The organism is Rhizobium vallis (assembly GCF_003985155.1).
GTDB classification, from domain to species: Bacteria; Pseudomonadota; Alphaproteobacteria; order Rhizobiales; family Rhizobiaceae; genus Rhizobium; species Rhizobium vallis.
The window spans coordinates 1-18,749 of the sequence record NZ_ML133691.1; the positions used below are offsets into that span (position 1 = coordinate 1).

General features: G+C 58.0%; 20 protein-coding genes and 2 pseudogenes. 15 read left to right on the forward strand and 7 right to left on the reverse strand.

Annotation, left to right across the window (positions count from 1 at the left end; translation table 11 throughout):
- Nucleotides 1-133: 133 nt before the first annotated feature.
- Nucleotides 134-952: a hypothetical protein gene (locus tag EFQ99_RS17720; RefSeq protein ID WP_126922315.1), complete on the reverse strand. Its 819-nt coding sequence runs from the start codon at nt 950-952 to the stop codon at nt 134-136.
- A 306-nt stretch (nt 953-1,258) separates the two neighbouring features.
- Here EFQ99_RS17720 and EFQ99_RS17725 point away from each other — a divergent pair, with 306 nt between their 5' ends.
- Nucleotides 1,259-2,032, forward strand: coding sequence for an SOS response-associated peptidase family protein (locus tag EFQ99_RS17725; protein ID WP_126922316.1), 774 nt, complete (start codon nt 1,259-1,261; stop codon nt 2,030-2,032).
- Between the two features lie 51 nt (nt 2,033-2,083).
- On the opposite strand, the gene EFQ99_RS17730 is transcribed toward EFQ99_RS17725, so the two are convergent.
- The 4 genes and pseudogenes from EFQ99_RS17730 to EFQ99_RS17745 all read right to left on the reverse strand — a co-directional run bounded on the left by EFQ99_RS17730 (nt 2,084) and on the right by EFQ99_RS17745 (nt 4,601).
- Nucleotides 2,084-2,641 carry a hypothetical protein gene (locus tag EFQ99_RS17730; protein WP_126922317.1) on the reverse strand — a complete coding sequence of 186 codons (558 nt, stop codon included), beginning with the start codon at nt 2,639-2,641 and terminating at the stop codon, nt 2,084-2,086.
- 200 nt (nt 2,642-2,841) lie between these two features.
- A complete protein-coding gene (locus EFQ99_RS35540) occupies nt 2,842-3,057 on the reverse strand; it encodes a hypothetical protein (RefSeq protein ID WP_245441520.1) in 216 nt (71 codons plus the stop codon).
- A gap of 177 nt (nt 3,058-3,234) precedes the next feature.
- Nucleotides 3,235-3,660 (reverse strand): annotated as a pseudogene (locus EFQ99_RS17740) (IS3 family transposase); the annotation flags it as partial.
- 23 nt (nt 3,661-3,683) lie between these two features.
- Nucleotides 3,684-4,601 carry a LysR family transcriptional regulator gene (locus EFQ99_RS17745; RefSeq protein ID WP_126922318.1) on the reverse strand — a complete coding sequence of 306 codons (918 nt, stop codon included), beginning with the start codon at nt 4,599-4,601 and terminating at the stop codon, nt 3,684-3,686.
- A gap of 100 nt (nt 4,602-4,701) precedes the next feature.
- On the opposite strand from EFQ99_RS17745, the gene EFQ99_RS17750 reads away from it, so the two are divergent.
- The gene (locus tag EFQ99_RS17750; protein WP_126922319.1) at nt 4,702-5,493 is read left to right on the forward strand and encodes an alpha/beta fold hydrolase; all 792 of its coding nucleotides are present in this window, start codon (nt 4,702-4,704) and stop codon (nt 5,491-5,493) included.
- 288 nt (nt 5,494-5,781) lie between these two features.
- Here EFQ99_RS17750 and EFQ99_RS17755 read toward each other — a convergent pair whose 3' ends face one another.
- Entirely contained in the window at nt 5,782-6,309 is a 528-nt protein-coding gene (locus tag EFQ99_RS17755; protein ID WP_126922320.1) for a P-loop nucleotide/nucleoside kinase family protein, read from the reverse strand.
- Nucleotides 6,310-6,461: 152 nt separating this feature from the next.
- Complete coding sequence (locus tag EFQ99_RS17760; protein ID WP_126922321.1) at nt 6,462-7,091, reverse strand: TetR/AcrR family transcriptional regulator; 630 nt, start codon at nt 7,089-7,091, stop codon at nt 6,462-6,464.
- 66 nt (nt 7,092-7,157) lie between these two features.
- On the opposite strand from EFQ99_RS17760, the gene EFQ99_RS17765 reads away from it, so the two are divergent.
- From EFQ99_RS17765 to EFQ99_RS17830, 13 genes and pseudogenes are all read left to right on the forward strand, one after another.
- Nucleotides 7,158-7,565, forward strand: coding sequence for a hypothetical protein (locus EFQ99_RS17765; RefSeq protein ID WP_126922322.1), 408 nt, complete (start codon nt 7,158-7,160; stop codon nt 7,563-7,565).
- A 37-nt stretch (nt 7,566-7,602) separates the two neighbouring features.
- A complete protein-coding gene (locus tag EFQ99_RS17770) occupies nt 7,603-8,874 on the forward strand; it encodes an NAD(P)/FAD-dependent oxidoreductase (RefSeq protein WP_126922323.1) in 1,272 nt (423 codons plus the stop codon).
- A 240-nt stretch (nt 8,875-9,114) separates the two neighbouring features.
- Nucleotides 9,115-9,513 (forward strand): VOC family protein, encoded by a 399-nt coding sequence (locus EFQ99_RS17775; RefSeq protein ID WP_126922324.1) that lies wholly within the window; start codon nt 9,115-9,117, stop codon nt 9,511-9,513.
- 366 nt (nt 9,514-9,879) lie between these two features.
- The gene (locus EFQ99_RS17780) at nt 9,880-10,296 is read left to right on the forward strand and encodes an ester cyclase (protein ID WP_126922325.1); all 417 of its coding nucleotides are present in this window, start codon (nt 9,880-9,882) and stop codon (nt 10,294-10,296) included.
- A 332-nt stretch (nt 10,297-10,628) separates the two neighbouring features.
- Nucleotides 10,629-11,366 carry a class I SAM-dependent DNA methyltransferase gene (locus EFQ99_RS17785; protein ID WP_126922326.1) on the forward strand — a complete coding sequence of 246 codons (738 nt, stop codon included), beginning with the start codon at nt 10,629-10,631 and terminating at the stop codon, nt 11,364-11,366.
- 566 nt (nt 11,367-11,932) lie between these two features.
- Nucleotides 11,933-12,241: a type II toxin-antitoxin system RelB/DinJ family antitoxin gene (locus EFQ99_RS17790; RefSeq protein ID WP_126922327.1), complete on the forward strand. Its 309-nt coding sequence runs from the start codon at nt 11,933-11,935 to the stop codon at nt 12,239-12,241.
- A pseudogene (locus EFQ99_RS17795) lies at nt 12,238-12,527 on the forward strand (type II toxin-antitoxin system RelE/ParE family toxin). Before EFQ99_RS17790 ends, EFQ99_RS17795 begins: the two are co-directional and overlap by 4 nt.
- 756 nt (nt 12,528-13,283) lie before the next feature.
- Nucleotides 13,284-13,898 carry a cupin domain-containing protein gene (locus EFQ99_RS17805; protein ID WP_126922781.1) on the forward strand — a complete coding sequence of 205 codons (615 nt, stop codon included), beginning with the start codon at nt 13,284-13,286 and terminating at the stop codon, nt 13,896-13,898.
- 136 nt (nt 13,899-14,034) lie between these two features.
- Complete coding sequence (locus tag EFQ99_RS17810; protein WP_126922328.1) at nt 14,035-14,976, forward strand: ABC transporter substrate-binding protein; 942 nt, start codon at nt 14,035-14,037, stop codon at nt 14,974-14,976.
- 71 nt (nt 14,977-15,047) lie between these two features.
- Nucleotides 15,048-15,845, forward strand: a complete 798-nt coding sequence (locus EFQ99_RS17815; protein ID WP_126922329.1) for an ATP-binding cassette domain-containing protein — start codon at nt 15,048-15,050, stop codon at nt 15,843-15,845.
- Complete coding sequence (locus EFQ99_RS17820) at nt 15,842-16,852, forward strand: ABC transporter permease (protein WP_126922330.1); 1,011 nt, start codon at nt 15,842-15,844, stop codon at nt 16,850-16,852. Before EFQ99_RS17815 ends, EFQ99_RS17820 begins: the two co-directional genes overlap by 4 nt.
- 2 nt (nt 16,853-16,854) lie before the next feature.
- Complete coding sequence (locus EFQ99_RS17825) at nt 16,855-17,946, forward strand: phosphotriesterase family protein (protein WP_126922331.1); 1,092 nt, start codon at nt 16,855-16,857, stop codon at nt 17,944-17,946.
- A gap of 28 nt (nt 17,947-17,974) precedes the next feature.
- Nucleotides 17,975-18,739 carry a glutamine amidotransferase gene (locus tag EFQ99_RS17830; RefSeq protein WP_126922332.1) on the forward strand — a complete coding sequence of 255 codons (765 nt, stop codon included), beginning with the start codon at nt 17,975-17,977 and terminating at the stop codon, nt 18,737-18,739.
- Nucleotides 18,740-18,749: the final 10 nt, after the last annotated feature.

Below are 18,749 nucleotides of genomic sequence, written 5' to 3' on the forward strand. Positions count from 1 at the left end.
CCGCCGACGTTCCGGCCCAGAGAGGACTTCCATCTTAAAATTGCTACTAGTCATATTACCAACATTACTCCTACCCACTTAGCTAAGTGGGGGAGCATGTCCGGGCCTTTCGGGGGCTAATTCAAACGTTTGGTCAGGGCAACGATGAGGCTTTTGGCCTGATCGTTGGCCCGCCTATTCCCACGATATCTATCGGATTGAGCGTGCTCCTACACCCAATCTCTTTGGCTGCGGCGTAACTGTCTGACGGCGTTAGCTCCGAGTCGTCACCTTCCGGAGCAATCATTCCATCAGTCACCGTTCCATCGGGCATAAAGTCGTATCCCACCGAGACCCTATAGAGATTTGTATCGCAATTTACTTGAACGAACTCGCGCTTCGAGTCGAACGGCGCATTGTAAGGGGGGTCGAGGCTGATCGCCGGATAATCGTGCCGCATCCAAAGGGTAGCTATCGGTCCTTCTCTTTTCACGCTCCCAATATCGATCTGGGTAAGCGTTTCTTCTCGCTCCCTTCTCAGGTTGATAAGGTGTTCGGGTTGAAGAGGTAGCGTGCACGCCCAGTTGAAAAAGACCTTGTCAGTTTCAGCGGATTTGAAATTCGTTGCCGCATAATGGTCATGTGATTTGCCTTCGTTGTAATATCGGCCTTTAACGTCACCGAGACTGCCATCCGCCCAGGAAATGCGTAGCGCCTCATTTTCACAATCAACCTCGTTGGCGATGACGAAGTTCGCCCCGCCTTCGCGAGGGGTGTTCCGGTGTACAACATAAACATGGCTCCCAATGCGATGGGCGGAATCGGGGAGATATTCGAGGCCAGGTATCGTAGCAATCGTTTCCCATTGGCTCGCAAACGCTGGAGGGCTCGACAGTAGCAGGCAAACAAGAGCGATCTTTTGGATGGCCGTCGTTCCAGGGAATTGTTTCGTTTGCTGTGTGTGTTTTGGCACGATTGCTTCTCGGTTAAGGATTGGATTGACCAGGGTTGCGCTAGAACCTTCACAGTCTCTTCGGCATTTGCGGGATTAGATCGTATTCGTCTTAGTGCTCCAGCAACTATATCCCCGGTTACCAACCGCTAGCATGATGGACAATGGTCGCAGCTACCGGCCGACAACTCCCTGGGTGACGATATCCAATCCTCCCTGGCGACACGAGAGAATCGTGATCCACTGATATCGCAAGTCTGGACCAGCGTTTGACGTCCTCTCCGAAATGCATAGGCTGTCCGCAGCGAAAGGGAGGTCGTTGCGGTCATGTGCAATCTCTACCGCATGGAGGACAAGGACTGGGTTAACAAATGGGCCCAGGACGCCGAGAGCCTGATCAACCTGATGCCTGCCTATCAGATGAACCCGGATCAGGCGGGGCCAATCATCCGCAACACAGCCGACGGCCGCAAGCAGCTTGTACATGCGCGATGGGGGGTGCCGTCGCCATTTTTCGCCATCAAGCAGGCTGCCGAGGCCCGGGCCGAGAAACTGCGCCAGAAGGGCAAGCCGGTCGACATGGATGTGCTCATCCGGATGGAGCCGGATAAGGGGGTCACAAACATCCGGAATCTCAATCTTCCGCATTGGAAGAAATGGTTCGGTGTCCAGAGCCGTTGCATCGTGCCGGTGACTGGCTTTGCCGAACCTGATCCCGCCAGCAAGCAGGACGGGGGAAGCACACCGAACGCATGGTTTGCTCGTGATGAAAGCAAACCGCTGATGTTCTTCGCGGGGGTGCATGTCCCGCAGTGGCAAAGTGTCCGGAAGGTCAAGGACGGGCTGACTACTGACGATCTCTATGCCTTCCTGACCACCGATCCCAATGACATCGTCAAGCCGATCCATCAGAAAGCAATGCCGGTTCTCCTGCTGACGCGGGAAGAGGTGGACGTTTGGATGCGTGCACCTTGGGAAGAGGCGAAGACGCTCGCCCGGCCGCTTCCAAACGACCAAATCATAGTGACGTCACGCGAACCCTATGGCTCGACCATCGTGACTGCGTCTGGCGATCCGGTGTCCCAACCGACGCTGCTCTGAGCGATATTCGCATCGAGAGATATTCCCGGACGAGGTAGCTGCTGCCCGTGGCTACCTGACATTTGTCAGCGCCGCCGTTCCAGTTTCCAATCTCAACGTTTTCCGTTGTCCCATGATGTCCAGTTCGACATTCTCGCCGGAGACATTGAAACTCCACGGTGGTTCCACGAACGTTGACCAGAGTTTCTCTCCGGTCGTTCTCCAGACCCCGAACTCCAGTTCCGCAGACATGAGGATGTAATCCCCTTGCCGCGTCCAGCCCCAGAAGCCGTAATCGGTCCGATCCTCGAAGACCCTTTCCCCGCTTTCAACGTTATAGCCAACAAGTCGTTCTCCGGCTCCAATGAATAGGATCGAGTTCTCCGGAACGAGAAGAAAACCGGGATGGAATGTTCCGCTGGCATCCTCATATTTCTGGGTGATCACGATCTCAGGCCACCTGTGCGGGCTACCCCCATCGCAGACCCCTACGAATAGGTCGCGCCCTCCCAGTGTACTTGGTTCGACCCGATCCACGATGGCGGCGTTTTTCACGTAGCTGTCGAAAATTCGCGGCAGGCTTCCATCTTCAATCAACAATGTCCAGTTTCCAACCGCAACGGTATGCATTAATCGCCCTCTGCGCTGTTTGAGGCGCTACCAAAAGCGCCACCAAGGACGTTTTGAATTGGTCGCTGTTGATGTCATTTCGGTCATTTGGTCGCCGTCCGGGCCGTATAGCTCTCCGTCGTCGCCTTGGACCTTGGCTCCAAATCGCTGGGCTATGGACCACATTTTCTGCCGAATTTCCTGATCAGGATTCTTCGCGTCTATGTTGTCTTGGCTCCATGTGAATATGCCGTCCAAACGCACAAGCCTTCCTGTTCAACGCGTAGAACCTTGCCGTCATTAACAGTTGCTTCGGCAAAGCCATCGTGCCTTAATTCGGCGTCGCCATCCACGTACTTATGCCAATCTTGAAGCGTGAAGCCGGAAGTGGGGTCAAACCAGTTCTCTTTCCGGGTGATATGAAGATCATACGCCATATGCGTCGTCGCCTGTTATGCCGAGAAATTTTTGCCTTCATCATCCCTAACATTCGGCAGATGAATAAACGATTGCAGGTGTCTTTCACGTCGGGCGCTCCAGCTCGAATGCTAGCCTCATTTCGGGCGACTTGTCGTGAACTTTGAATAGCCCCGAGTTTCGTAGACACCCTCGGGTTAGATTTTCTGCTGCTTCTCGAACTCGACGGGCGAAAGCATTCCGTTTCTGACGTGCCTGCGTTTCGGGTTGTAGAACATCTCGATGTAGTCGAACACATCCTGGCGAGCTTCATCGCGTGAACGGTAGACCCTGCGACGTATCCTCTCTCGCTTCAGAAGATTGAAGAAGCTCTCGGCCACCGCATTGTCATGGCAGTTGCCGCGTCGGCTCATCGAGTGAACCAGATTGTGGTGCTTGAGGAACGAGGCCCAGTCCATGCTGGTGAACTGCGAACCTTGGTCCGAATGGATCAGCACCTTGTCCTTCGGCTTTCGCCTCCACACCGCCATGAGCAGAGCCTGCAACACGACGTCCGTGGTCTGTCGGCTATGAATCGCCCAGCCGATGACCCGGCGAGAATAGAGGTCGATGACGACCGCAAGGGAAGCGAAATCCGCACTGAGTATCAGGATCCCGCGGCCCCCAACGCGCGACGCAATGCCGGCGCTTCCTGCTGGACATGATCCCACAATCGGTCCGCGATCGGCCCGTGCGGTCGGTCGCGGCGGCGCGCGACCACCAGGTCCTCGGTGCGGCCCGGCATATGGCTGCCGGCAATCGATCGCAGACGTCCATCGCCCAGCTCGTCCTCAATCAGGAAGCGAGGCAGGTGGCCCCAGCCTAGGCCTTGCAAGATAATCTCTTTCTTCATGCTCTGGTCGGCCACCAGGCATTGGGGCGCGCCTTCGATCATGAAGTAGTTCTGTTGCGGTGAATGGCGGGCGGTGTCGCGCATCACGCATTGAGTGAGCGCCTGCATCTGTTCGAGGGTGATCGGCTTGATGTCTTCCTTAAGAAAGCCCGGCGCCACAACGGGAATGAATGGCACCTTGCACAGATCGATCCATTCCACCCGCGCATCGCCCTTGTCGATCCAGTGCAGGATCAAATCGGCCTCGTCATCGAAGAGGCGCTCCCACGGGCCGCCGACGGCTTCGAAATGCAGATGTAGTCGCGTGCTGGGACATTGTGCGAAGAACCGCCCGAGCATGCCAAGCACCTGCGCGCGCGGGCAGAGATCGCCGATCACGACGTGGATTTCGCTTTCCTCGCCCATTGAGAGCTGCGCGGCATGGACCCGCAGGCCTTCCAACTCGCGCAGCAACGACTGCGCCCGGCGGTGGAACGACAGCCCTGCCTCGGTCGGGCGAACTCGATAGCCGCTGCGATCGAGAAGAACAAGGTCGAGCTGTCGCTCAAGCTTGGCGACGGCGGCGAACACCGCCGGGTGGGAGCGGTGCAGCAGCGCGGCCGCCGGCTGAAAGCCGCCGGTGCGGACGACCGCATCGAAACACTGCAGGTCGTGCAAGGTGAATTCAGCCATGTCAGTCCTGATTACAGAGATTGTCCTATCTTTGTAATATCAACAAACGTCAGGCGCCGCTACGGTTGGTTCATTCAACGTTCCAGAAGGAATCATCATCATGAGTGAGCTGAATTTCGTGACTGTCGGCGACGGCACCCAAATCGCCTACTGCTTCGACGGCGACGCCGCAAATCCGGTGCTGCTGCTGTCTAATTCGATCGCCACCACACTGCACATGTGGGACGGGCAGATCGCCGAATTGTCGAAGGATTTCCGCGTTCTGCGCTACGATTTTCGCGGCCATGGTGGATCGAGCGTGCCGGTTGGCGCCTATTCGCTCGACCGGCTTGGCCGCGACGTCATCGAGTTGCTTGATGCGCTTGCTCTACAACGCGTGCACTTCCTTGGCCTGTCGCTCGGTGGCTTCGTGGGCCAGTGGCTCGGAATCTACGCGCCCGAGCGCATCGACCGGCTGATCCTGAGTAACACGTCGTCGCACCTCTCACCCGCAAGCTATTTCGACGAGCGTATCGCCGTCGTGCGTCAGGCACCGGACATGTCCGAGACCGCCGAGATATTCCTCAACAACTGGTTCCCGTCGGGTATGTTGGCGGCCAACGACCCAGCCATCGAGGAATTCCGAGCCATGCTGATGACAATCGACCGGCAAGGCCTTGCGGGTTTGTTTGCGGCGGTTCGCGATGCGGACCTTCGCCGCACCGTGGCACTAATCAACCGGCCGACACTAGTGATTGCCGGCGAGTATGACACCGTGACGGCGCTCAGCCATAGCGAGTTGATCGCCGCGACAGTGCCCGGCGCGAAACTGGTTGTCCTGCCTGCGGTTCATTTGTCGAACGTCGAATATCGACTAGAGTTCATGCAGGCGGTACGGGATTTCCTGGGCTGATGGATACGATCGCGTGGCGGCCGACATCGGCAGCCACACCACCACTTCTCTATCTGAAACCACGGTTGCGATTTGATCGAAGGCCCACTCGATGAGGTGCTTCACGACACGTACTTATCGAAATGTGGATGTGCACCCCTCAGGGCTTACCGTGGGACGGTTGGTCGCGGGGTCGTAGTGTTAGATTGGATCCTCAGAGCTCAAATTGCGAAGGCTTCGTTAAATGATGGCATGCGGTTTCATCTCCCATTCCACGGATCTGGCGTCGCAGCAAATTTCTTGGTGGGGCTATTCTACCCTCCACTCATTTTCATGATGTGGTGGTTCAAAACCCTGGATGTAGCGATGCAGCAGCTCATCAGCGATCGGAAAGGCCGCGTTAGCGTCGCGTCGTGAGGCGCGGTAATTCAAACGCTCCCGCAAAATCTCGGGCCGAATGTTCATGGACACCAGTTGCTGTCGATAATCGTTGCGCTGCACAAGATCACGGTAATCGGCTCGTGCTTTGGCGCTCCAAAAACTGAAATCGATGACAACCTTGGTTTCCCGCCGGAGCATCTCTATGAGTTGCTTGCGAAGGCGTTCCTCTGCCGCGTCTCGCAACTCGGCGTATTCATGCTCTGCGTAATCCAGCGCGAAGCGGCCGTTGGCGCGCCAGATTTCCTGATCTATCGATAGCCGTTCACACCCCATCTTCTCAAGTTCCTGGGCGAATGTGGTCTTTCCCGAACCTGCAATGCCACACATCATGAAGACTACCCTTTCATGACGTTGAATGAGCGCGTGTGCTCGATCGAAAGCTTCCTGGCGATCCATTGTCTTCTCCTGTGCTTCTTCAGTCTCCCATCGATATCAATCGTAGAGAGTTCACCAGATCGAAGGTGCCCATCTTTATCGCTGCGGTTATTACCAGAATTTCTTGTGTCGGGCGGACGCGGTTTCCAGTGGGTGAGGACGGCCTGCAGGGATCAACTTGGAACGGGACTTGGGGACGAGATTCTGATAATGGCTGCCCTAGCGGCGTCCGTTATGATGGCGCAAACAGCCTCGACGGGCCTCGCTCCAGACAGCATCCGAAACATCCCGCAGCTGGTGAGTGCGAATATGAGGTCCACGGCATCGCGTTTCGCTGCGACTGTTGAATGTTCCCCGGCTATTCGTGCGACCAGGTCTGCGATCATTCTTCTGCGGCGTTCGTTACGCTGGAGCAGCGCCTCCGCGAACTCCTGATCGATCACCATAGCGTCATGGAGCCGAGCCACCGCTGGATCGCCACTCCAGAAGTCACAAAAGATCTCGATCAGAAGATCGAGTCCCCTGAAGGGGTCAGCCTCGGCCATCGCGCCGTTGAGCCGGAGGAGCTGCCCTCGTTGAGCGATATTATCGAAAACCGCCTCGAGCAGCCCCCGCCGCGATCCGAACTGATTGTAGACTGTGAGACGGGTCACATCGGCAGCCTTCGCGATGGTGTCCAACGAAAAAGCTGTGATGCTGTCCGCCTCGCGGAGGAAACGGGTGGCGACCTGAACCACCCGTTCCTTTTTTTCCGCGGCCGCCTCCGCCCGCGCTACGCTGATATAGGAACGCTTTGCCACCATCTTGCCTCTTGATTTAGAATAACACTATGTATAGTTAATTAGCAGCCAGTCAAGAGGATCAATGCCATGCAACTGTCGCTGATTATAGCTCTGTCGGTCCATATTCTTTCCACCACCTTCTGGGCCGGATCCACTTTCGCGCTGGCGCGAACGGCGGGACGCGGAAGTGATAAACTCTTCGTTTCGCAGCTTTTGGCTCCCGCAATCGCCATCAGCGCTGGCGGTTACCTCTGGCACATGCTGCACGGGGGTTCCTTTGGAGTAGGCGAACAGCTGCTGGGGGCTGGCGCCGTGGCCGCACTTATTGCCCTTGCCATCCAGGCGGCTGTCGTGGGTGGCGCGCTGCGGCAGTTGAGCAAAGCTGGCGGTGACGATGACGCGAGCGTTCAACGCCGTGTCGCGGTCGCTCAGCGAGGCGCGGCCATTCTGCTCGCCACCGCGGCTGTGACCATGGCCGCCGCCCGCTACGCCTAGAGATAGATATTGTAATGCTCTGCCGGAGAAGTCCTCTATGTTGACGACACCTATCGCACCGTTCGAAACCTATGACGTAGTCGTGCTGGGAGCCGGCTACGCGGGATTGATGGCCAGCCTTCGGCTGGGACGACGCCGGCTTGGACTCCGGGTCGCGCTGATCAATGCCGAGGAACAATTCGTGGAACGTGTACGACTGCAGGAAGCGATGGTCGCTCCGGTTACGCCACGCATCGCGTCCCTTTCCAACTATCTCGCGAGGACGCCAGTCAAGTTCATAAAGGCGCGTGCGCGTTCGCTGGACCTCCTGCAACGCAGAATCATCATCGAAGCCACGGGATCCACGCGTGAGATCGGCTTCACCCAGCTCATTTATGCGCTTGGATCGCGTGTCGATACAAGTACCGCGCCTAGCGCGTCGCAATACGCCTACCGGCTCGACCCTGGCGAGGGCCTACATGCGACCGCAGCCTTACGAGCTGCCTTGCACCAGCTCGCAGGACGACCCGCTCGCGTGCTGGCCGTCGGCGGTGGGCCGCTTTCGATCGAGGCGGCGGGCGAGGTCAAGTCAACCTGGCCCGAAATGGACGTTACCCTCCTGAGCGCAACGCGTGCCGGGGATTTCACCAGCGACAAGGTCCAAGCCGTACTTAGACGCGATCTGGCGAGACTGGGCGTCGCACTTGTCGACAATGAACGCGTCAGTGAGATTACCGCGAGCGAGGTGGTCACTGCGAACGGACGCCACTTTGCGTACGACGTCTGCATTTGGGCGGCCGGCATGCGCGCGCCCTCGATAGCCAGAGAGGCTGGGCTCACGGTCGATGCGCAGGGCAGGGTGGTTGTCGACACCGATCTCCGATCTGTTTCGCACCCTTGCATTCTGGCGGTTGGCGACAGCGCGCATCCGCGCGGTGCAACTGGTGCTCCGTTTCGACACTCTGCGCTTACCGCAGCAGTCTCAGGTGTCTACGCCGCCGAGCAGGTTGCGGCTAAAATTGCCGAAAAGACTATTTCGCCGTTTACTTTCTCCACCTTCGCCCAGGCGATCGCGGTCGGCCGGTTCGCAGCATTGTTTCCACTCGACGCCAACGACCATCCCATTCTGTTCGTGCTGGGCGGACGCGCGGCTCGACGACTGCGCGACATTCTCGTCTGGCTGGTTCTGCACTTCATTACCTTCGAGCGGCTCTTGCCAGGCATTCAGTCATGGCCAGGCCGTAAGCGTGGGGCGTCCCACCCAGCTAGGGCGGAAATCGGTAACCGCCCGGCACGCAAATCGTCCGCGGATGTCGACGACCGAGGGTAGGTCGAGGTCAGCAAATTGGGGACTTCAGAGCAATCGTTTCGCCGGCAACAAGCAAGCAGGTTGTCGCGGAGCCATCCGGCGTTGGTCGGTCCTGCCGGTATTATGACTTCCTTCCTGACCCAGAATGTCGCGCGAGCAAAAAAACTCGCGCCAGCTCCCGACAAAAAATAGCTTGATTTAACTATACACATTGTATATTAAAAATTGGGCCCCACAAAGGAGGTCCGGAAAAGGAAAGTGATGTCCAAAATGATGATTGTGAACCTGCCTGTGCGCGACCTGTCTGCGTCGACGGCGTTCTACGTAGCCTTAGGCGGCACTGTTAATGCGCAGTTTTCGGGCGAGAAATCCACTTCACTCATGTTCTCAGACTCAGTCGGGGTGATGCTGCTCACCCATGACCACTACAATGAATTTACCCAACGCCCGATTGGCGACGCACGGCGCGACAGTCAGGTGATGATCGTCCTCACTGTCGGCGATCGCGACACTGTCGATGCGACGCTGGCGAGCGCAGTTGCAGCAGGCGGTCGCGCCGACCCTAATCCTGCACAGGACCTTGGGTTCATGTATAATCGCCATGTTGAAGACCCAGATGGTTATGTTTGGGAAATCGTCTGGATGAACCTGCAAGGCTAGGCACGCGCGAACCGGCCATTCGAGATGGCCCATTTCGACGAATACTTAAATTAGATCAGCGACCTTCCGCTTCCTGCAGCGAGGCCAGCCTGTCGAGAGCGGCCGGGCTCACAGCGTCAAAAAGTCCGCTGCATTCAAGTCATGCAAATCCACGCGGTGGAGCGCAAGAATGTCGCCATGGCCGAAGTCGGACGGCGCTTCATACGCATGCTCTTTGACGTCTTTGATCCAAGTTGATCACATCGTGCTGACCATTGGCATTGGAGTGCAAATATCTGAATGCCTCGATCGTAGACGCACCAAACAGGACGCGGCGAAAAATTAGAATCGCCAAGGTTTAGCCGATCAAAAAACAGGAGTGCAATCATGAGTGATACAGCCAAAAACGAGCAGGTCGTCCGTCAGCTTTACGACTGTATCCGGCGAAACGACGCCCGCGGCTTCGCGGCAGTCGTTTCGGAGAAGCATACGGATCATTCGAACGGCAGGAATGGTCCGGCGGGATTTGCGCAAGCCGTCGATAACATCCACAAAGCGTATTCCGAGCTCAAGAGCGAGTTACAGTTGGTCGTAGCAAGCGGAGACCTGGTCGTTGCTCAATGGCGCGAGACCGGCGTGCATACGGGCCGGTTCTTCAATCTGAAACCCACCAATAAACCGTTTGAGGCGACGGGTCTCAACATGTACCGCGTCGTCGACGGCAAGATCGTGGATTCCTGGATTTCAGTCGATCCCCGGACGATTCGCGCGCAGCAGGCTGCTCAGGCTGCAGTCGACGGCTGACTGTGCTGGCGGATTAGGGCCGATCGCCACATCGCCAGGATGGACGTGACGGCGGACGCCGAAGAAGGCCAGACAAGGGCGCGACGACGTTCGCAATTTGTTGAACAGAGCCAGAAGATGATGGGCGCGGCGATATAGATCGCGCACATGAAGTTGTGGGCGCATCGATCGGAACAGGTATTGACGCGCGACCTGTGCCGGGCGGGCCGCTGACCTTGGCCCAGGCAGCGCTTCAACCGCCTACGACTAAGAAAACAGTGATCCGAGCGTCCCGTAGCTCCAAAGCGTGCCTCGTCCCACTCCTCATTCAAACTTGATCGAGAACACCTCATATGCTCGACCATCTTTTCGCCGACCCCTACCTTGCAGCCGTTTATGATGCCTTGTACCCGAGGTCCGCACGCGAGGATTATGATTTCTATCTTTCCCGCATTATAACAGCAGACGCTGTGCTTGATGTCGGCTGTGGAACGGGCACCCTCCTCCACGAGGCTCGCCTGGCCGGACATTTGGGGCGGCTTTGCGGGATCGACCCAGCACCTGGCGTATTGAATCGCGCACGAACGCGCCCAGACATTGAATGGGTTCTCGGCGATCTCCAATCGGCCGGTTGGACAGCGCAGTTTGATCTCGTTGTGATGACTGGGCACGCATTCCAGGCCATTGTCAGCGACGAAGACCTTCGGGATTTCATGGCGGCTGTACGACACGCTCTTGTGCCAGGTGGATGTTTCGCTTTCGAAACGCGGAATCCTTCGGTGCGCGCGTGGGAGCACTGGACGCCTGAGAATGCTGTGATCGTTGAACTACCTGACGGGTCATTGGTGCAGGTCACAACAGAGGTCGTCATCCCTTTCGATGGACAGACGCTGACATTTGCCCACAGGTTCTACGGAAAGCATCGGAGCCTTCCGCGGGTTAGTCAGAGCACCTTGCGATTCCTTCAGGCGGATGAACTATCTAGCCTCTTGGAAAGCGCGGGGCTACGGATCGAGCAGCGATTCGGCGGCTTTGACGGCAGCCCGCTTGGACCGTCGAGCCCCGAGATTATCACTTTCGCAACTAGATGAACCAGATCGCGGACGTGAAGATGTGGGCGCATTGATTGTCAAGCGAAGCGAAGGTCCACCCCGCCCTGGTCACGGGTGAAAAGGTCACCGACGTGATGGCTGCCGAGGAAGATATAGATTATCCGGAAAGGGTCAAGCGATAGAGACCGAACGTGTGGTTGTCGCCGCAGGCAACGACTCCACGCCGACGAAGGTCGCATTGCCGATGGCGAGCCGGACATCCTCAAGTCAACCCGTAGGCAGCGAGTCGCGACAGATCTGCCTGCACCCGCATTGCGGGACGCACCTCCTGAACTCGACATTCCGACGCCGGAGATTTGACTAAGCGCCGTCGGGCTGATTACTCTCGCGAACTCGCTGGCAGAGATGAACGATGGGGTTCCTCCCTCCGAAGAAGCCATCACCTTGAACGAGATCATCAAGCTAGCGAGTTCCATCAATCACTGTTATGCCGCACGAGGAAAATCGCGTAGTCGATGATCTGGATAGGGCCTTCGCGGACCTGAAACCCGCTATTGATTTTGTCATTCAAATGCATTACGTTGCTATTAATTTTGGAGATAGCAATGGCTGCAAACGCACTTGTCCAAACACGCATTGATGCCGAAGTTCGGGATCGTGCTTCCGCCGTCCTTGAGAACATGGGCCTGACGGTATCGGACGTGGTCCGCATCCTACTCACCCGGACTGCCAATGAAGGTGCGCTGCCTCTTGAACTTTTTTCGGGAAGCGAGGCTCACGATGCTTGGTTTCGCACGAAGGTGCTCGAAGCACTGAACGACACTCGGCCGGACGTGTCTGATGATGAAGTCGAGGCGCACTTCGCGGAGCGCCGGGCGACAGCGCGCGTCAAAGCGGGTGCTCTCAAATCGTGAAGCTTACATGGTCTGCGTTCGCGGTGTCGGATCGCGACGCCATATTCACCTATATCGAGGCAGACAATCCTTCGGCCGTTATCATGATCGACGAACGGATCGTGGCCACGCGCCGCTTGGTCGATTTTCCAGCAAGCGTCGAGTTGGAAGAATTGCTGGGACTCGCGAACTGGCAATCAACGGAACGCCATATATCGCTGCATATGCCGTTACCGAAACAGTAGTTCGTGTCCTACGCGTCCTTCATGGCTCGCAGGAATGGCGCGACACTTTGCCCAGCATCTAAGTTTCCACGCTACGCGCATACGCTACGTCTGAGACAACTACCGGCTTCACCCCCAAAGCTGCAGTTGGGATCCACGAGACCGCACTGGGTCCGAGCCGGGTAGCCGTAGTCGCTAAGTTGTATTGAAAATCAAGGCTTGACGCTCGGAAAGCGACGGGTCGACGGTTCGAGTTGGTTCAAGGCGAGCAACTGCGCTATATATCTCGAAGCGCTCCGGGCTCCGGCAGTATCATGATCGGCACGACAAAGGAGGCATTCTTCTCGCTCGAAGCTTGGCCGAATTTCTCAAGGCGTCGCCACTTAATCTTAAAGTTGCCCTCAACCTCGATGGCGGACCCATCGCCTGCCGCAGCGTGCTGCTGAACGGGTATAGCCAAAAGTTTATGCTCGATCGGAGGCGCAGGTCGACGACGACAACGTCAAATGGCTGCGCTGCCCGATTCCTCAGGCCACCTGGCCATGCCAATGGTTTTGACGGTAGAGTGGAAACAACTCCGCCAGGCATATCGGTCGCGATGGTCCCCGACGGACAAGATCAGGTTGCTCAGCGGGATGAGGGACGATTTCGAGCTGAAATCTAGGTGCAGCGCAATGTTCACGCCGTCTGGCCCAAGCATTGTCGTCATTTTTTGTTTGATAGCCTTGCTCCCCGCAAGCAGGCGTAACATTCTACGCCTAAAGCATCCTAACTGGACAGCGCTTGCCTGAAGGACTTATGATTGAAGTCCCGATTAATGCGATGCTTCTAACATGAATATGGTCAAGCCGCCTTTGCCGTCCGAAAGCAACCGAGAGGATAAGGTCCAATCGAATCCGGTGCGGCTTGGTGCACGCCTCAAGCTTGCGCGGCAGACGCGCGGCTTGACGTTGAAGGCACTGGCGCTGGCTGCGGATTGTTCAGAAAGCCTGCTGTCCAAGATCGAAAACGGCAAAGCTTCGCCATCGTTGCCCATGCTGCACCGGCTGGTGCAGGCGCTCGATTCCAATATCGGCTGGATGTTCGAGGAGACGGATGCCGATGAGGGAGTGGTATTTCGCGCTGGCACGCGGCCGCTGATCTCGCTCGATCCGCTGCGGCGCGGCGAAGGCATATCGCTCGAACGCATCATTCCCTATTCGCAGGGCCATCTGCTTCAGTGCAACATTCATCATATCGATGTCAGTGGTGAGAGCGCCGGACCGATCCAGCATGTCGGCGAAGAAGTGGGGTACGTGCTCATCGGCGAAATCGAGTTAATGATCGGCGAAAAGACCTTTCGGCTGTCTGCCGGAGACAGTTTCGTGTTCAATTCCGAACTTGCCCATTGGTATCGCAATGTCGGCAACCAGCAGGCCTCGATTTTCTGGGTCAATACGCCGCCAACATTCTAAATTTTCTCAGAAAAATCTACTTCTTCATTTTTCCGATCATTGCCATTCAAGTGACTTGACAAGAATTCAAGTCACTTGAATAATGCTTCTTGTAAATTCTGTTGCCGCCCGCGGCTTCTAACAAGGGGAACCTAAAATGGGTCGGACCAAATATCTCCTCGGCTGCGCTGCAGCCGTTGCCATGACACTTTCCATGGGTGTTTCAAGCGCCTTTGCCGATACTTTCGCGCTCGTCACCATCAATCAGCAGGCACTCTTCTTCAACCAGATCAATGATGGTGCCAACGCCGCCGCCAAAGCTGCCGGCGTCGATCTCGTCATCTTTAATGCCAACAACGTGCCCTCGGCGCAGAACGATGCGATCGAGACCTATATCACTCAGAAGGTCGACGGCATCATTCTGGTCGCCATCGATGTCAACGGCGTGAAGCCGGCCATCACTGCTGCTAAGAATGCCGGCATTCCGGTCATCGCCATCGATGCGCAGATTCCGGAAGGCGACAACATCGCCTTCGTCGGTGTCGACAACACCGCAGCCGGCGCCGAGATCGGCAAGTTCTTCTCCGACTACGTGAAGAGCGACATGGGTGGTGCTGCAAAGGTCGGCGTCGTCGGCGCGCTCAACTCCTTCATCCAGAACCAGCGCCTTGATGGCTTCAAGGCAGCCGTGGGTAAGGGCGGCCAGAAGGTTGAATTCCTCAACACCGTCGACGGCCAGAACGTACAGGATGTCGCGCTATCCGCTGCCGAAAACCTGATGACCGCTAACCCCGACATGACGGCGCTCTATGCTACCGGCGAGCCGGCGTTGCTCGGCGCGGTTTCCGCCGTCGCCAGCCAGGGGCGCGGTGATAGCATCAAGGTCTTCGGCTGGGATCTGACGAAGTCCGCCATCGATGGCATCGACCAGGGGTTCGTCACGGCAGTGATCCAGCAGGACCCGGCCGGTGAGGGCAAGGCCGCGGTCGAAGCGCTCGTCAAGGTCAAGAAGGGCGAAAAGATCGAGCCGATCATCAACGTGCCGGTCACCATCGTCACCAAGGCGAATGTCGATCAGTATCGCGACGTGTTCAAGTAAGCCGAACTGCCGTCGCCGCCCGGCCTGACGATCAGGCTGGGCGGCCGGATTTCCAGCAAGGGCCATTGAATATGACCGACTCGCAAGTCAGCCGCGTCCGCATGACCGGCATTTCCAAGCGCTATGGCGCTCTGCAATCGCTCGATAGCGCCTCGCTCGACCTGAAGCCGGGGGAAGTCCTCGGCCTGGTGGGTGACAACGGTGCGGGCAAGTCCACCATCAGCAAGGTTCTCTCCGGCGCGGTGATCCCGGATGCCGGTACGATTGAAATCGATGGCAGAGAAGTTGCCTTCACCTCGCCGGCCGATGCGCGTGCCGCCCGCATCGAAATGGTCTACCAGGACCTGGCGCTCTGCGACACGATCGATGTCGCGGGTAATCTCTTCCTTGGTCGCGAGCCGAAACGGCGGGTGGCCGGCATACCGGTGCTCGACAAGAAGCTGATGCATGAGCGGGCGCGCGATATGCTCTCCAACCTCGGCATCGTCATTCCCGATACACGCATGAAGGTGGAAAATCTCTCGGGCGGCCAGCGCCAGTCCATCGCCATCGGCCGCGCTGCGTCCTTCAATCCTTCCGTGCTCATCATGGACGAGCCGACGGCAGCACTTGCCGTCGCCGAGGTGGAGGCGGTCCTCGAACTTATCCGTACCGTCTCGCAACGCGGCGTGTCCGTCATCCTCATCACGCATCGCCTGCAGGACCTCTTCCTCGTCTGCGACCGCATCCAGGTAATGTATGAGGGGCACAACGTGGCCGAGCGCCGGATCGAGGACACGAATATCGAGGACGTCGTCAATCTTATCGTCGGGCGAAAGTTTGCCGCCCGGTCCGCAAGCCACAACCGGGAAAAAGGCGTCTCCGCATGAGTTCCGAACCCAACGCCTATGCCAGCCATCCGCCTCGCATGCGCAAGGCGACGATCCTCGACAAGTTCGTGGCCAACGGCGGCGTCATGTCGATCGCGCTGTTCTTCGTGGTCTGTTGCCTGTTCTTCTCGATGACGACCGATGCCTTCCTGACCGCGCCGAACCTCCTCAACGTGATCAGGCAATCCGCCCCGCTGCTCATCGTCGCCGCAGCCATGACCTTCGTCATCACAACCGGCGGCATCGACCTTTCAGTCGGCTCCGTTCTTGCCTTGACAGCTACACTTTCGGCCGCAGCCCTTCAGGCCGGCGTGCCCTGGCCACTTGCTATCGTGCTGATGCTTTTGCTCGGCGGCGTTGTGGGCGTCATCCAGGGTTACTTCATCGCCTACGAGCGCATCCCTGCTTTCATCGTCACGCTCGCCGGCCTTTCTGTGATCCGTGGCTTCGCGCTGCTCATCACCGGCGGCTATTCGATCCCCATCGAGCCGACGAGCCCCTTCGTAGCGCTCGGCCGCGCCTGGCTGCTCGGCATTCCGGCTCCGGCGCTGATCGCAATTGTCATTCTCGCTATCGCCTACATCGTCTTCAACGAAACCCATTTCGGCCGCTACGTCACGGGCGTCGGGGCCAATGCCGAGGCGACTCGGCGGGCAGGCGTCAATACGCGCCGGGTCATCCTCTGGGTTTATGTGCTCTCGGGCACGGCGGCCGCGGTGGCCGGCGTTATCCTCTCCGCCCGTCTCGGTTCCGGCTCCTCGAATGCGGGACAGGGTTTTGAGCTGGATGTGATCGCAGCCGTCGTGCTCGGCGGCACCAGCCTCTTTGGCGGACGCGGTTCACTGGTAGGTACGATCCTGGGCGCACTCACCGTCGCGGTGCTCGCAAACGGCCTCATCCTCTCGCATCTGTCGCCCTTCTTCACGCCAATCGTCACCGGCGTCATCATCCTGGTCGCGATCTGGCTGAATTTCCGCCTGTTCCGCGGTGCCGCCAAGGGGCGCTGAGAATGCTCGATCACCTCTTTACAGACACACCTCAAACGCGGCACCCCATCGGGGTGAATTCCGGCACAGCCATGACCGTCACCGGCCCCGTCCCGGCGGAGGATCTCGGCGTGACGCTGATGCACGAGCACATCTTCCTCGATGGTGCGACCAGTTGGATTTGTCCGTGCCATCCGGGAGAAAAGGCGATCGCCGAACAGAAGGTCTCGATCGAGATTATCGGCGAGTTGCGCATGAACCCTTATATGAACCGGGACAATGTCTCGCTCGACGACGGTGATCTGGCGCTTGCAGAGCTCAAACGGTTCCAGGCGCTCGGCGGCTGCACCGTGGTGGAGACGACCAATTTCGGTATCGGTCGCGATGCGGCGGGGCTCGCCCGCATTGCACGAATGTCGGGGCTCAGGATCATTATGGGCACCGGCTTCTATCTGGAGCATACCCATCCGGACTGGCTGAAGGCCATGGGCGTCGAAGAGGTCACGCAGTTCATCGTCGATGATGTCGGAGGTTCCGAGAACCAGCCGGAAATCATGGCCGGCATTATCGGTGAGGTCGGTGTCAGCCGCCATTTCACCTCCGAGGAGGAGAAGTCACTTCGCGCTTCGGCGCGGGCGGCACGCATCACCGGCCTGCCGCTTTCCATCCACCTGCCGGGCTGGGAGCGGCTGGCGCATCGCGTGCTCGATGTGGTGGAGGAGGAGGGAGCCGATCTGCGCCATACCGTTCTTTGCCACATGAACCCCAGCCACGACGATCTCGACTACCAGATGGCGCTGGCAAGGCGCGGCGCCTTCCTGGAATACGACATGATCGGCATGGATTATTACTATGCCGATCAGGACGCACAGTCACCCTCCGATGAGGAGAATGCCCGCGCTATTGCCACCCTCGTCGACAAAGGTTTCGGCGACCGGCTGCTGCTGTCGCAGGATGTGTTCCTGAAGATCATGCTGACTCGCTACGGCGGCTTTGGCTACGGCTACATCCTCAAACACTTCCTGCCGCGCCTGAAGCGCCACGGTGTCGATCAGGCGGCCATCGACCACATGCTGATCGACAACCCGAAATCCGTCTTTTCCGCTACGCGCTGAGCGTTGGCCCATCGTCCAAGGAGTTTCCATGACCAAGAAGAAAGTGCTGCTCGCCGGCGAATCCTGGGTTTCGACCGCCACCCATATCAAGGGCTTCGATCAGTTCCCGACCGTGACCTATCACACCGGCGCGGACGAATTGCTGAGGGCCCTGAAAGATAGCCCCTTCGACGTCACCTTCATGCCGGCACACGAGGCGCAGAAGGAGTTTCCGAGCACGCTCGAAGGCCTTCAAGCCTATGACGCCATTGTGCTCTCGGATATCGGCGCCAATACGCTGCTTCTGCATCCCGACACCTGGATTCACTCGCGTCGTACACCGAACCGTCTGAAATTGCTGCGTGACTACGTCTCCCGGGGCGGCGCGCTCCTGATGTTCGGTGGCTACTATTCCTTCCAGGGCATCAATGGCGGTGCGCGCTTCCGCAACACCGCGGTTGAAGAGGTGCTACCGGTAGCCTGCCTTTCCGTCGACGACCGTGTTGAGGTGCCGGAGGGTTTTACGCCCGTTGTTTCGGGCGATGCTTCGCATCCGATCCTTTCTGGTATTTCCGGCGAGTTCCCTTATCTGCTGGGCTTCAACGAGGTGACGCTGAAGGAAGGTGCAAACCAGCTTATGACCGTTTCCTCGGAGTACGGTTCACTGCCGCTGCTCGTCACAGGCACCTACGGCGAAGGCCGCACACTTGTCTGGACGTCTGATGTCGGCCCGCACTGGCTGCCGCCGGAATTCATCGCCTGGCCGGGCTACAAGACCCTGTTCGAGCAGATGCTCGCCTGGGCAACGGACTGAATGGAAGGTC